This is a genomic window from Cedecea colo (assembly GCF_011808225.1).
Classification (GTDB): Bacteria; Pseudomonadota; Gammaproteobacteria; order Enterobacterales; family Enterobacteriaceae; genus Dryocola; species Dryocola colo.
Genome location: NZ_SOYS01000004.1, coordinates 308222 through 322155, shown reverse-complemented (window position 1 = coordinate 322155; position 13934 = coordinate 308222). Strand labels below are relative to the sequence as shown.

8 protein-coding genes and 1 pseudogene are annotated in these 13934 nt (G+C 56.8%); 3 read left to right on the top strand and 6 right to left on the bottom strand.

Going from position 1 to position 13934, the window contains the following annotated elements:
• The first annotated feature begins 438 nt into the window (after positions 1–438).
• On the top strand, positions 439–2379 hold the full coding sequence (gene ygfT, locus E2L00_RS11855; protein WP_167611589.1) for a formate-dependent uric acid utilization protein YgfT: 1941 nt from the start codon (positions 439–441) through the stop codon (positions 2377–2379).
• Positions 2376–2852 carry a 4Fe-4S dicluster domain-containing protein gene (locus E2L00_RS11850; protein WP_167611587.1) on the top strand — a complete coding sequence of 159 codons (477 nt, stop codon included), beginning with the start codon at positions 2376–2378 and terminating at the stop codon, positions 2850–2852. Before ygfT ends, E2L00_RS11850 begins: the two co-directional genes overlap by 4 nt.
• Before the next feature lie 173 nt (positions 2853–3025).
• Here E2L00_RS11850 and ssnA read toward each other — a convergent pair whose 3' ends face one another.
• Positions 3026–4354, bottom strand: coding sequence for a putative aminohydrolase SsnA (gene ssnA, locus E2L00_RS11845; protein ID WP_167611674.1), 1329 nt, complete (start codon positions 4352–4354; stop codon positions 3026–3028).
• 2 nt (positions 4355–4356) lie between these two features.
• The gene (gene ygfK, locus E2L00_RS11840) at positions 4357–7461 is read right to left on the bottom strand and encodes a putative selenate reductase subunit YgfK (protein WP_167611584.1); all 3105 of its coding nucleotides are present in this window, start codon (positions 7459–7461) and stop codon (positions 4357–4359) included.
• A gap of 605 nt (positions 7462–8066) precedes the next feature.
• On the opposite strand from ygfK, the pseudogene E2L00_RS11835 reads away from it, so the two are divergent.
• Positions 8067–8843: pseudogene (locus E2L00_RS11835) on the top strand (XdhC family protein); the annotation flags it as partial.
• A 154-nt stretch (positions 8844–8997) separates the two neighbouring features.
• Here the strand turns inward: E2L00_RS11835 and arcC are convergent.
• The 4 genes from arcC to dpaL all read right to left on the bottom strand — a co-directional run bounded on the left by arcC (position 8998) and on the right by dpaL (position 13874).
• On the bottom strand, positions 8998–9930 hold the full coding sequence (arcC, locus tag E2L00_RS11830; RefSeq protein ID WP_167611578.1) for a carbamate kinase: 933 nt from the start codon (positions 9928–9930) through the stop codon (positions 8998–9000).
• A 12-nt stretch (positions 9931–9942) separates the two neighbouring features.
• Positions 9943–11349, bottom strand: coding sequence for a dihydropyrimidinase (hydA, locus tag E2L00_RS11825; protein WP_167611575.1), 1407 nt, complete (start codon positions 11347–11349; stop codon positions 9943–9945).
• Between the two features lie 47 nt (positions 11350–11396).
• On the bottom strand, positions 11397–12608 hold the full coding sequence (locus tag E2L00_RS11820; protein WP_167611572.1) for a YgeY family selenium metabolism-linked hydrolase: 1212 nt from the start codon (positions 12606–12608) through the stop codon (positions 11397–11399).
• A 66-nt stretch (positions 12609–12674) separates the two neighbouring features.
• The gene (gene dpaL, locus E2L00_RS11815; protein ID WP_167611569.1) at positions 12675–13874 is read right to left on the bottom strand and encodes a diaminopropionate ammonia-lyase; all 1200 of its coding nucleotides are present in this window, start codon (positions 13872–13874) and stop codon (positions 12675–12677) included.
• Positions 13875–13934 lie beyond the last annotated feature (60 nt).

The following is a 13934-nucleotide window of genomic DNA, read 5'->3' as shown; positions in this document are numbered from 1 at the left end:
AAGGCCGCGGCCTCCCTGAGCTGATGGCGTTATCAGAATGCTGCACGCACAGGTTTTGCTATGCGTAAGCTGTGCCAAATATAATGGCAGCGATGACGGAGAGATATATTTGTGAAATAAATCACACGCTAATAAGAATAATATTTGCCCGTGAATAGAGAATAGATGTGTACAGCTTTGCAATACATTAACGGTATCACATTGAGACAGCGTGAATATCATTTTGGTCTACATCAAGGATCGGTAAATTATCAATCTGATTCATCCAGAAGTGCCCAAAGTGGATGCGGCAGAATGGTTTTATTGAATGCGCTGGCGGATTAGCAATGATTTCTTGAGATGTCTCACAAAAATAATTTTTACAGCAATAAACTGTTAAAAAGCGTCTGATTATTGCATCGCTATCCCTGTGAGTTTAAGAATAATAAAGGGAAGCAAATGAATAAATTTATCGTTGCCGACGCCGCGAACTGCATTGGTTGCCACGCGTGTGAAGTGGTCTGCGTCACCTCTCATCATCAGGACGCCTGGCCGCAGCAGCGCAGTCACTTTCTTCCGCGTATTCACGTTTTTTTCCACCGTAACGTCAGCAGCGCCACGACCTGTCACCATTGTAATGACGCTCCCTGCGTCGCCTCCTGCCCGACGCAGGCGCTGCAATTTGCTAACGACAGCGTCCAGTTTAAAGAGACGCTCTGCATCGGCTGTAAGAACTGCGTCATCGCCTGCCCGTTTGGCGCAATAGAGATGGTCGCTAACGATGATGATGCGCCACAGCTGGCGCAAAAGTGCGATCTCTGTAGCCAGCATGCCTCCGGGCAGCCCGCCTGTGTGGCAAGCTGCCCCACCCAGGCGCTGCGTTTGATGGATGAAACCAGCATCAATCAGCTTCGTCGGGAGCGTCAGGTCCGCTCGGCTACAGGCCAGCCGGTGGCGGCAGTCCGCGGCGAACGGCGGCAGGCTATTCTGGATAAACCCCCGCGTGTTGGGGCGAAAAAAGTCGCAGCCGATAACCGCAAACAACATTTTGACGAAATTTACCGGCCGCTGGCCGAGTGCGATGCGGAATATGAAAGCGAGCGCTGTCTCTACTGCGCGCAGAAAGCGTGGTGCAACTGGACCTGCCCGCTGCACAACGCGATTCCCGATTTCATCCGTCTGGTAAAAGAGGGCAACATTATCGAGGCGGCTGAACTGTGTCACCAGAGCAGCTCCCTGCCGGAGATCTGCGGTCGCGTCTGTCCCCAGGACCGGCTCTGCGAAGGGGCGTGTACGCTAAAAAATGAGGGAGGATCGGTGGCCATCGGCAATCTGGAGCGCTATATCACCGACACCGCGTTGGCGATGGGCTGGCGGCCGACGATTAGCGAGATGACGCCGCGCAAAGAGCGAGTGGCGGTTATCGGCGCGGGGCCTGCCGGGCTGGGCTGCGCGGATATCCTGGCTCGCGCGGGCGTGCATGTTGATGTCTATGATCGTCATCCGGAAATCGGCGGGCTGCTTACCTTCGGTATTCCTCCTTTTAAGCTGGATAAACACCTGCTGGCAGTAAGACGTGAAATTTTCAGCGGTATGGGCATTCACTTTCATCTCAATCAGGAGGTCGGCCGGGACCTGGCCTTCAACGATCTGGTGGAAAACTATGACGCCGTATTTCTGGGCGTCGGCACCTACGGGCTGATGGCTGCGGGCCTTGAGGGTGAGGATGCGCCGGGGGTGATTCAGGCTTTACCGTTCCTGATAGCCAGCACCCGTGAGGTAATGGGCCTGGAGGTAAGCGCGGAATATCCGCTAACGGAGATCAAAGGCAAACGGGTTGTGGTTCTCGGCGGTGGCGATACGGCGATGGACTGCCTGCGTACCGCCGTTCGTCGTGGTGCCGCCAGCGTAACGTGCGCCTATCGCCGCGACGAAATGAGTATGCCTGGCTCGAAAAAAGAGGTGATCAACGCCCGTGAAGAGGGCGTTAATTTCGAGTTCAACGTCCAGCCGCAGCGCATCCAGCGCAACCGCAAAGGGCAGGTGAGCGCCGTGGGCATGATCCGCACGAAGATGGGGGAACCAGGGCCGGATGGTCGCCGCCGTCCGCAGCCCGTTGCGGGCTCTGAGTTTGAGTTGCAGGCCGATGTGTTGATTATGGCGTTTGGTTTCCAGCCTCATGATACGCCGTGGTTACGCGGTTACGGCATTAAACGGGATCGGTGGGGAAATATCGCCACCGGCGGAAAAGGACGCGGAACTACCCAGACCGGCCACGAGAAAATCTTCGCCGGTGGCGATGTGGTAACCGGCGCCGACCTGGTGGTGACCGCGATGGTGGCCGGACGCCAGGCGGCGACGGAGATGTTGACGCTATTCAGGCAGCAGGAGGGGTTATGACCAGTTTTATCGTCGCCAGTCCGCACGCGTGCATCGGCTGTCGAACCTGCGAGGTGGCCTGCGCGCTGGAGCATGTCACCGCAGGCGCAGAGTTTAATCCGCGTCTCAGAGTAATGCGCCTTGATAGTCTTAGCGTGCCCGTGATGTGTCATCAGTGTGAGAATGCGCCCTGTGTGGAAGCCTGCCCTTGCGGCGCGCTCGCGATGGGCTCAGCGCGGGTAGAGGCCGATGCCAGCCGCTGTATCGGCTGCCAGAGTTGCGTGGTGGCCTGTCCGTTTGGCGCCATCACCATCGAAACCCGCATCGGACAGGCTCCGGTGATTGTGAAGTGCGATCTTTGCGGCGAGCGGGAGCGCGGCCCGGCCTGCGTGGATGTCTGCCCGACGGCAGCATTAACTAAAATGACCGAACAGCATCTGACGGAATTGCAAAGGCAGCGCAACATCGCCACCGCCGCGCTGCTGAACCTGTAAACCTGCGGGTCGGTATTTTTCCGTAGACCAGCATCGTCAACGCTCCGCATCAGCGTCTACAGGCCGGATAAGCGTACCGTTATTCGGCAAAACACCTTCTAAATTTCACACCGCTCTCGAAGAAAAGCCCGGCTATGGACGGGCCGGGCCTGTTAGCGGGTTTTCGTTGTCTGTCAGGGCAGGGCATCCATGCGTCGCCACATTTTCTCTGCCACTTTCTGCGCTTCCCGGAAGATGGGCGCGGCGTCGAAGGCAAACTGGCGATCTTCATAGATCATCACCCCGTTTACCATCACGCTGTGTACGCTGTTTGAACCGAGACCAAAGGCAATATGCCCGGCGATGTTCTCTGCCATCAGCGGCGTGGGCGGTAGATAGTCGCAGATGGTGAGATCCGCTTTGCAGCCCGCCTCCAGGCGGCCAAAACGAGCGTTGAAGTTGCGGCTTAACAACGTGTTACCGTTATAGAGCGCATTTGCGAAACTGTCCGGCCACAGCGGGCCGCCGGCATCACGATGTTTAAAGAAGGCAAACTTCATCTCTTCAAACATATCTGAGCCGATACCGTCGGTGCCCAGCGCAAGGTTGCGGATTTCCGCCAGGCGAGGGTTATAGCCAACGTGATTATTCATATTGGAGCGGGCGTTATGGACCAGAAAAGCGTCCCGTGAATTGAGCACTTCGACGTCGGCATCAGAGATATACAGGCCATGGGCAATTAACGTTTTGCTGTCGATCAGGCCGAACTCATCCAGCCGCACCAGCAGGTCTTTACCGTAGTGATGGTGGCTATGTGAAACGTCGTAACTGTCTTCGGCGGCATGAATATGCAGCCCGCGACGGGTCGCTTTCAGCGCTTCGCTTAGCATCAATAGCCCTTCGTCAGGCACGGTGAAGGGAGCATGGGCACCGATATGCGCTTCCACCAGCCAGGGCTCATCGCCTTTTTGCCGGGCGGCGTCTATCTCGTTGGCGAAGCGGATATTCTCTTCCACGCCCGCCCGCAACTCCTTCAGACCGCCGTTTCGGTCGGTGGTTTCGAAGCAGGTCATTCCGCGCAGGCCCACCCTGAGAAAGGCGTTACGAAGCTGGCTTAAAGAGCCCGCGATATATTCAGGCGACGCGTGATGGTCAATAACCGCCGTACAACCGCTGCGCACCGCTTCCATGGCGCAGATAAGGCCGCTGTAGTAAAGCGATTCTTCGTCCAGCGCTCGGTCGAGACGCCACCAGAGATTTTTTAGCGTCGAGATAAAGTCCGGGCTGGGGGCAATCTTCGCCTGAATGCCGCGCGACAGGCCGGAGTAAAAATGGTTGTGGGAGCAGACCATACCGGGCATCACCAGCCGCCCGTGCATCTCTTTGATTTGCGCCTGCGGGTAGCGCTGGCTCAGCGCTGGCCCTACGTCGAGGATCTTGTCATTCTCAATGGCAATATCGACGTTTTCCCACACTTTCGCCGGGCAGAGCTGCGCGGCGGTGGCATTTTTCAGAATGACGATACTCATACTTCAACTCCTCCCAGCAGATAGCTGTGGTGCTGATGAACGTGGCTGATGATGCGGCACATGGCGTCAAGCTGTGCAGGAGCGGCGGTGAAGCGTCCGTCAGGGCTTATATTGAGCTGCCAGATCTCGCCGTCCTGGCGTATGCGCACCTTGCCGTTCTCAATGTAGAAGCCCGGATTGCTGCTATTGATAAAATCCTGCTCAAGGCTAAAGACGGTCACTTTGTCTTGATAAGGACGTCCCTGCCACGGGCAGAACTGGGCGCAGTTGCCGCATTCGTTGCAATAAGCATCAAGATGCAGCGTCTGGAAGCGGTTCTGGAAGCCCGGAACGGCGATGGAGACGTTGGCGCGATTCGGGCAGACGTCAACGCACTTGCTGCAAACATAGTTACACTCCAGGCAGCGGCTGGCTTCCTGCGCGACAAAGGCGTCCCGATCGTCCTTATCAACCTGGGTGATGGCGATGGCGCCTTTACGCTGATAGATCTCCGCCGGATCGACATTGTTCCAGCGTTTGTTGCCGTGATGGCTGGCGATGTTTTCCCGCGCCAGAATCTCGTCCGTGGCCCGACGGGCGTTGCCAATCGCGGAGACGATGGATGAGGGGCCGCGCTGAACGTCGCCAATCAGGAAGACGTTGTTTCTGCTGCTTTCACCTGCGGCGTTGACCAGCGGCCAGCCCTGCGGGTCCAGCGGAATGCCTATCGCCGACAGCGCCTCGCCATCCTGTTGCTCGCCGATAGCGGTAATAAGCGCGTCAGCCTGGAGGAGGCGGGTATCGTCCGTTTCAACCGGGCGGCGGCGCCCTTTTTCATCGGCATCGCCCAGCTTCATCATGCGTACCACGAGAGTGCCATCAGCGTTGAACTGTTCCGGGTTGCACAGCCATTCGAAATTAACCCCATCGTGCAGGGCCTCTTCGTACTCTTCACGCCAGGCAGGCATCTCCTGTCGGGAGCGACGATACAGGATAGTGGCGCTTTCTACGCCGGGCACCCGTAGCGCGGCGCGGGCGCAGTCCATGGCGGTGTTGCCTGCGCCCACAATGGCCACATGCTTGCCCAGCTGCAGCTTATCGCCACGGTTGAAGTCTCGCAGGAACGGCAGCGATTTATACACGTTCTGATTGTCGCCACGCAGCTTCACGCCGCTGTTTTTGTCGGTGCCGGTTCCCACCAGCACGTAGCGGAAGCCCTGTGCCCGGAGTTTGTCTATCGTCAGATGCGGATCGCAGCCGTAAATGATATTTACCCCATGACTCACCACGAAGTCGATATCATGGTGGATAAGCTCACCCGGAATGCGGAACTGCGGAATAATGTTCTGTACCACGCCGCCCGCATTCGCTTCCCGCTCAAACAGCGTGACCGGATATCCGGCGCGTGCGAGAAAGTAACCCGCAGCCAGACCAGCCGGACCTGCGCCAATCACCGCTACCGGATGCATCGATCCTGACCCGGCCGGTTTGTGCCAGCGCTTCTGGTATTCATCCCAGCCCTTTTCCAGCGCGACTTTTTTCAATTCGCGGATATTCAGCGCGCTGTCGTAATCCAGGCGGGTACAGTTGTACTGACACTGGTGATCGCAGATATGGCCGGTAATGGCTGGCAGCGCGTTACGCTGGTAGATAAGCTCCAGCGCGTCGGCATAGCGATGTTCGCCCAGCAGGCGGATATACTCCGGGATATCCTGCTTGATGGCACAGGCGGTGACGCAAGGGGCCACATAGCAGTCGATCGGCGGCAGCGGCTCACCAACGTCAATGCGGTCTTCCGGCTTCCACTGTTTCTGGGTCCAGGCCATGCTGACCGCTTTCTCTGCCAGCGCATTCAGACGGTCAACGTCAACCCGCGTCATAGTCCAGCCGTCGGCTTTCTCCAGCTCGCGCATACACTCGGCCAGACGGAGATAGCCGCCCGGTTTCAGCAGATCGGTGGCCATGGTTATCGGACGAATGCCGGTCTCGAAAATGTCGCGGATGTTGAGCTGGCTGGCGCCGCCGGAATAGGAGATGGGCAACGTGCCGTCAAACGCCCTGGAGAGCAGGGCAGCAACATTGATCGACAGCGGGAACAGCGCGCGCCCGGACATATACATCTCATCACCGGGAAGGGCGCCTTTATGATTAATGGTGCCCAGGGTGTTGGTCAGCTTAACGCCGAAGCCCAGATTATGCGTTTTAGCCAGCGCCATCAGGCGGGTGAGCATGCCGAGAGCCCGATCGAGCTTCAGATCGTGTTCGAATGAGGCTTCATTTAGTCCGATATAGTCAAAGCCGCAGGCGTCGAGGATTTCGCGCACGCGCGGATAGCCCAGCAGCGTCGGATTCAGCTTCACGAAGGTGCTGATATTTTTCTCTTCCAACATGTAGCGGCAGATGGCTTCTATTTCATCCGGCGGGCAGCCATGCATGGTCGAGAGGGTAACGCCACGTACCAGCGTGGCGGGAACGCGCTGCGCCAGCGTATCAAGCTCAGAAATACGGGTGCCTTGCGGGAGCCGGGCAATAAACGCTTTGTCATGTACCCAGCGGTTGAGCGTGTCGCGATAGCGCATGAATTTAGGATGGGAGGAAGCGTCCATCAGATTGTCGATAAATTCCTGCATCGGCGGCTGCTTAATGCCGTCAAGGTTGTAACCGACGCTCATATTGAAAATAAACGATTTGCCGCCGCTATTCGGCGTCAGCGGGAAAACCTGCTCCAGCAGATGAAGTACAAACCAGGCTTTGAGGTATTCATCCCAGGCTTTCTTAAGGGTGAATTCGGTGGACCATTCGGTATTAAAACATTCGTCTTCCGCATCGATACAGGGTTTCTCAAGCTCCAGCCGGTCGAGGATCTGGACGGTTTTAAGTTCGATAAACCGGCCGCCAGTGAGCCAGGCGGTAATGATATTCTGCGCCAGTTGCGTGTGCGGCCCGGCAGCGGGGCCGAGAGGCGTTGCGCAGCTTTCGCCAAATACCTGTAGCGGGTGATGTGTTTTCGGCGCATAGAATTGCTGCTCGGGAATGCCAAATATAGATTTTTGATTCTGATATTCATCGAAAATGCGCGTCAAAAGTTCCTCAAACGGGACGGGACGCATAATATCTCCCATAACCCTCTCCTTAGACTTATTTGTAAGATCGACATTGCCGGTAGAGTCATCATCCCGACGGGGTAATCGGAGCAGAGCAACAATCACACCAGTTATGAAGAGAGTGCCGTTGGGAATAATGATTTTGTGAGGTGGCTCGAAACTCAGCGTCGTGGTGTGCGTTATTTCACCGCAGCTTAATGCGAATTAAACTCACTCTTTTTTTTAGCGCGGTGTTATTTCTCAAAAATAGAGAGGAAATATCACAATGATAATTTGGTCGCGTATTCCGACTTTACTTTCAACGGGGCGACGAGAATAACGGGAGCCGGGCGTGAAGCGATTTAAACGTCCGCAGCGGCGTTGGGGTAATAATATGTGCGATGTCGCAACTTCTACTTGCATCACCTCCTGAAAATGCTCCGGCTCACGCTTTGAAAACAAAAGTCACAGATAAGCATGAACATTGCATTAATGGAAGGTGTGCCTCTCCCGGCGAATTCTCCTTGAGCGTGAACTTCTCAAACTGAGAAAGCATGAACCGAGCGAGGACAGGCATAAGAGCGACGCAGGGTGTGTCATGAAGCCGCAGACTACAGGTCAGAGAAATATCTGTTGAGGTTGGTATGAATATTTTCGAAGAAGCAGCGAGACTTGAAAAACAAAACCGTCCCTTCGCCCTGGCGCAGATCGTTGACAGCAGGGGATCGACCCCGAGGCACTCTGCCCAGATGTTAATTCGTGAAGAAGGATCGATTGTCGGCACCATCGGCGGCGGCATGGTCGAGCGTAAAGTCATTGCCGAGGCGCTTGAGGCCCTGAGCGAGAAAGCGTCGAGAATGTTTCATGGCCGGATGGCACGCAATGGCAGCGATGCGGTGGGATCTGACTGCGGCGGCGCGATGTCAGTCTATATCAGCGTTCACGGCCTGCGGCCAAAGCTGTGGCTTGTTGGTGCGGGCCATGTCAATCGCGCGGTGGCGCAGGGCGCAGCGCTGCTGGATTTTGATATTGGCGTTGGCGACATTTATCAGGAGAGCCTCAATCCAGACTATTTTCCCGCGTCGACGCATCTGATTCATGCGTCAAGTTTCGCTGGGGTTGTCGACGAAATGGTCATTCGCCCCGAGGATTTCGTATTAATTGCCACCAATAATCAGGACAGGGAGGCGCTGGATAGCCTGATTACCCGGCCGGTTGCCTGGCTGGGCCTGCTGGCCAGCCGCCGTAAGGTGCAGGTCTTTTTGCACCAGTTACGGGACAATGGCGTACCGGAGGCGGACATCAACCGCTTACGGGCGCCGGTAGGCTATGACATCGGCGCGGAGACGCCGAACGAGATTGCTATCAGCATACTGGCGGAACTCCTGCAGGTAAAAAACAGGGCGGCGGGCGGGCTGATGACCCAGGTGAAATCTTCTTCGCGGGCAGAAGAGCGGCTTCGTGAAGCGGAAAGCATTGACGCCTGAATGACTACCCGTGATGGATAATGCTGGCGGCCCGTGCTTTGCCGGGCCTGCTCTTTTATTCTGTTGCTCTGGCAATATCCGCTGCTGATTACTGGCTAATAAGGGTGCCGGTTTTACCTTCAATGCCCTCTTTTGCCTTGCTGAGCACCGTAATCAACGCCTTGCGGCCAGGGCGCGAGCGGGCAAATGCAGCGGCGGCCTCTACTTTCGGCAGCATTGAACCTTTAGCGAAATGGCCTTCGGCAATAAAGCGTTCTGCGTCGCTCAGCGACAGTTTATCCAGCCACTGCTCATTGGGCTTGCCGAAGTTGATGGCGACTTTTTCCACGGCCGTGAGAACGATCAGCATGTCTGCGTCAATTATCTCCGCCAGTTTTGCGCTGGCCCAATCCTTATCGATAACCGCACTGACGCCGCGCAGATGATTGCCTTCGCGAATGACCGGAATTCCCCCTCCGCCAACGGTAATCACCACGTGACAGGCTTCCATCAACGTTTTCACCGTCTGTTTTTCGATAATATCGACAGGCTTCGGCGAGGCCACCACGCGACGGTAGCCGCGACCGGCGTCCTCTTTCATCATGTAGCCCTGCTGAGTCAGCTTTTGCGCCTCTTCTTCGCTGAAAAAGGAGCCGATAGGTTTGTCCGGAGTGCGGAACGCCTCATCGTTTTTATCTACTTCCACCTGCGTAATCAGGGTCGCGACCGGGATATCCAGCTTGCGCGACACCAGCTCTTCGCGCAGCGCATTTTGCAGATCGTAGCCGATATAGCCCTGGCTTAACGCCACGCAGACTGACATCGGCAGCATTGGCGTATGCGCTTCCGTTTTGGCGGCGGCTTCAAAGGCAAGGTTGATCATGCCCACCTGCGGGCCGTTGCCGTGGGTGACGACCACCTGATGGCCCTGAGCGATTAAGTCGGCGATAGCCTGCGAGGTCTGTTTTACGGCCTGCATCTGTCCTGCAAGATCGTTGCCCAGCGCATTCCCGCCGAGGGCGAGAACAATTTTCTTACTCATAGATTCCTCTCTTTAATTCTCTGGTCCGCTGACGGGGAGGCAAGCGGTGGAAAAGGGGTTACGGCGTAAAAAGCGGCCCTGTCCGGCGTTACCGGTAAAGGTGCCGTTGTCAAAAATAACCCGGCCTCGGGAGAGCGTCTGGCGAATGGCGCCCTGGCAGATAAAGCCTTCCCAGGGAGAGTAGTCGGCATTGTCATGCAACATGCCGTGGCGGATGGTTGTGGTGCGCTTAGGATCGATGATCGCCACGTCGCCATCGGCCCCCGGTGCCAGCACGCCTTTTTGCGGCCAGAGGCCGAACAGTTTCGCCGGATTCGCGCTGGTCAGCGCCACGAAGCGTTCGGGCGAAATGCGTCCGCTCATTACCCCGTGAGAGAACAGCAGCAGCAGACGGTTCTCAACGCCCGGCAGGCCGTTCGGGCAGCGGCTAAAGTCTCCCCCGGAGATCTGCTGGCGCTGGGCCATGGAGAAAGTGCAGTGGTCGGTGGCCACCGTATCAATCGAACCGTCGCTAATACCGCACCACAGGGCGTCGTTATTGCTGGCGTTACGCAGCGGCGGGCTGAGCAAGTACTTCAGCGCATCCTCACGTTCATAGCAGCGGTCGTCGAGCAGTAAATATTGCGGACACGTTTCCACCCATACCGGCTGATGGCGGGCCTTAGCGAGGCGCAGGTAATCCAGCCCGAGGCCGTTAGAGAGATGAACGATATAAAGCGGCGCATTTCCGGCCAGTTTGGCGAGGTTAATCATCCTGGCAATGGCTTCCGCCTCGCACTCCAGTGGACGGCTCAGGGCGTGGTAGCGCGGAGCGGTCTTACCGGCGCTGATAAACTCCGCCCGCCGCTGGGCGATGACGGCATCATTCTCCGGGTGTACGGTGGTCAGCGCCCCGGCGCGATGCAGGTGGCGCATGGCCTGGAGTATGTCGCCGTCATTAAGTTTGTACTGGTAGGTCAGGTAGAGTTTAAAGCTGCTGATTCCCGCCTCAACCATGAGAGGGATCTCATCGAGAACGCCGTGGTTTACGTGCTGAATCACGCCGTGGAAGCTGTAGTCAATAACCGCTTTATAGGCGGCGTAGCCGTGATAAACCTCTAGCTGGTGGCGCAGATGACAGCCGGGCGGGCCGAAGCCCATATGATCGACGATGGTGGTGGTTCCGCCGCAGGCGGCAGCGCGGGTGCCCGTAAAAAAATCATCGCAACTGCGGGCGAGGCCGGTATCAATATTAAAGTGGGTATGAACATCAACGCCGCCGGGCATAACGTAGCAACCTTCGGCGTCGATCACTTCACAGGGTTGCTCAACCTCAATGGCGTCGGCAAGGTGCCTGACGAGGCCATCTTCGATCAGCAGGTCCTGTTTCATCTGTCCGTCGGCGTTAACGACGAGGCCATTTTTGATCAGTACACGCATAGAAACCTCAGAATCCCGCCGCTGAGCGCGGCGGAAAATATCATGGATTACTCCGTTGCCAGCCAGCTCAGCGGGATGGCCGCATACATCGCGGCGCAGGTCACCAGATGGGATTTCCAGGTTTTTTCGTTTGGCGCGTGGGCTTCTGGCTCTTTACCAGGGCCAAAGCCGATAACCGGAATACCGTGACGGCCCATGATGGAGACACCGTTGGTGGAGAAGGTCCATTTATCCACGACCGGCGCCTGTCCAAACAGGCCTTCATAGGCATTGCTCAGGGCGCGGACGGTAAAGTGGTTCTCTTCCACTTTCCAGGTCGGGAAATAGCACTCGGTCGGGTAGACCAGGCCGGTCCATGACGGGCGCTCATAGTTATACATAGAGACCACGGCATTCGCTTTTTGCACCGCAGGCAGGGCGCGGATCTCTTCCAGTGCCCCTTCCCAGGTTTCGCCCCAGGTCAGACGGCGATCGATAGAGACCGCGCAGCTATCCGCCACCGCGCAGCGGCTAGGTGAGGTGAAGAAAATCTCGGAAACGGTCAGGGTGCCTTTGCCCAGAAACGCGTCATAACCCAGTTTCTGCGAAAGTTGTTCCAGCTCGGTCAGGACCGGGGCCATTTTGAAAATCGCGTTATCGCCGCGCTCGGGCGCAGAGCCGTGACAGCTAACGCCCTGGACTTCGACGCGGATCTCCATACGTCCACGTTGGCCGCGGTAGATCTGGCAGTCTGTCGGTTCGGTGCTGACCACAAATTCAGGGCGAATGCCGGACTGCTCGATAATGTACTGCCAGCACAGGCCGTCGCAATCCTCTTCCTGAACGGTGCCGGTCACCAGCAGCGTATATTCATCTTCCAGCCCCAGGTCCTTGATGATTTTGCCTGCGTAAACCATTGCCGCCATGCCGCCTTCCTGGTCAGATGCGCCGCGCCCGCCGATCAGCTCATCCGTCTCCATTCCCTCGTACGGGTCGAAGTTCCAGTTCTTGATATTGCCAATACCAACGGTATCAATGTGTGCATCCATCGCCACCAGTCGCGGTCCGTGTCCGATATAGCCGAGCACGTTGCCCATCGGGTCAATGTCCACTTTGTCGAACCCGACCTTCTCCATCTCTTCTTTAATACGATGGATGACGCGCTTCTCATCGCAGCTCTCGCTGGGAATGGCGATCATATCGCGCAGGAAGCGCGTCATATCATTCTGATAGCGTTGTGCTTTTTCAACAATCTGTTTGAAAGGGATGTTCTTAGCCATGGATCTTTTCTCCAGTCCTTCGTGTTTCCCGCGTGGCGGGAGGAATGTAATACGGCCTGTTGTCCGTCACCGTGCTGCCGGGTGTTTGCCTTCCCAGACCACTTCCCGGTAATGCTGAATATCGGTATCGCCTTCGGTGCTGATCGTCAGCACGACGGAGTGGCCGTCGAGTTTCAGCTTGTGCATTAGCGCTTCGCGCTGCGGATGGAAATAAACGGCGGCAAGCACGCCGAGGCCGACCGCGCCGGATTCGCCGGAAATAACGCGTGGATCGTTACCGGGCGGGTTACCCAGCACACGCATACCCAGCGCGGCAACAGCGTCCTGGCAGGAGATAAACTGGGTGGCGCAGTTGCGCAGAATGTCCCAGCCCAGCGGGTTGGGTTCTCCGCAGGCGAGTCCCGCCATAATGGTGGCCATGCTGCCGCCGACGTTGACGATTTTTCCCTTTACACCCGAGCGATAGATGCAGTCTGCCAGTTCTGGCTCAACGATCGCCGAATGCAGGTTTCTGGCGCCGTAAACGTCCGCCAGATAGCCCAGCACGCCGCCCGCCATGGCGCCGACGCCCGCCTGCAAAAAGACGTGAGTCGGGCGGGCTATCCCCATGGCAGCCATCTGTTCGACGGCCTCATCCGCAAGGGTGGCGTAGCCTTGCATAATCCAGGTGGGGATTTTGGTGTAGCCCTCCCAGGCGGTATCCTGAACCACTTCCCACCCTTTTTCCTGCGCGGTTTGCATGGTGAAGCGGACGGTATCGTCGTAGTTCATGTCGGTGACGATACATTCAGCCCCGAGACGCAAAATGGCATCCACGCGCTCCTGCGCCGAACCTTTCGGCATATAAATAACGGCGTTTTGTCCCAGCTTCTGGGCGGCCCACGCAATGCCCCGGCCGTGGTTGCCATCGGTCGTGGTGGCAAAAGTCATCTTCTCTTTAATGCTGGATTTCAGCGTTTCGAATGAGAATTCGTTGATATCTAGCTGGTATTTTTCGCAAAGCAGCCGCGCGATGGCGTAAGCGCCGCCCAGCATTTTGAATGCGTTAAGGCCAAAGCGCTGAGACTCGTCTTTAACCAGAATTTTGTGCACGCCGAACAGGGCGGCCAGTTCGTTCATAGCAACCAGCGGTGTGGGTTGGTATCCGGCGATTTTTTGATGGAAGTGACGCGCCTGCTGCGCCTGCTGGCGGGAAAACAGCGGTGAGTTCTCCCCGTTGAAAAAGCGGTTTTCGGCAATATCCATTTTCAGTGAGAAAGCAGACATAATCGATCCTTATTCTTTTATGGCGAAAGGATGAGGCTGGCCCGCAGGCCAGACCGGGGT

Coding starts and splice junctions, on each gene's coding strand:
- ygfT (WP_167611589.1), top strand. CDS start 439: ATGAATAAATTTATCGTTGCCGACGCCGCGAACTGCATTGGTTGCCAC.
- E2L00_RS11850 (WP_167611587.1), top strand. CDS start 2,376: ATGACCAGTTTTATCGTCGCCAGTCCGCACGCGTGCATCGGCTGTCGA.
- ygfK (WP_167611584.1), bottom strand. CDS start 7,461: ATGGGAGATATTATGCGTCCCGTCCCGTTTGAGGAACTTTTGACGCGC.
- arcC (WP_167611578.1), bottom strand. CDS start 9,930: ATGAGTAAGAAAATTGTTCTCGCCCTCGGCGGGAATGCGCTGGGCAAC.
- hydA (WP_167611575.1), bottom strand. CDS start 11,349: ATGCGTGTACTGATCAAAAATGGCCTCGTCGTTAACGCCGACGGACAG.
- E2L00_RS11820 (WP_167611572.1), bottom strand. CDS start 12,608: ATGGCTAAGAACATCCCTTTCAAACAGATTGTTGAAAAAGCACAACGC.
- dpaL (WP_167611569.1), bottom strand. CDS start 13,874: ATGTCTGCTTTCTCACTGAAAATGGATATTGCCGAAAACCGCTTTTTC.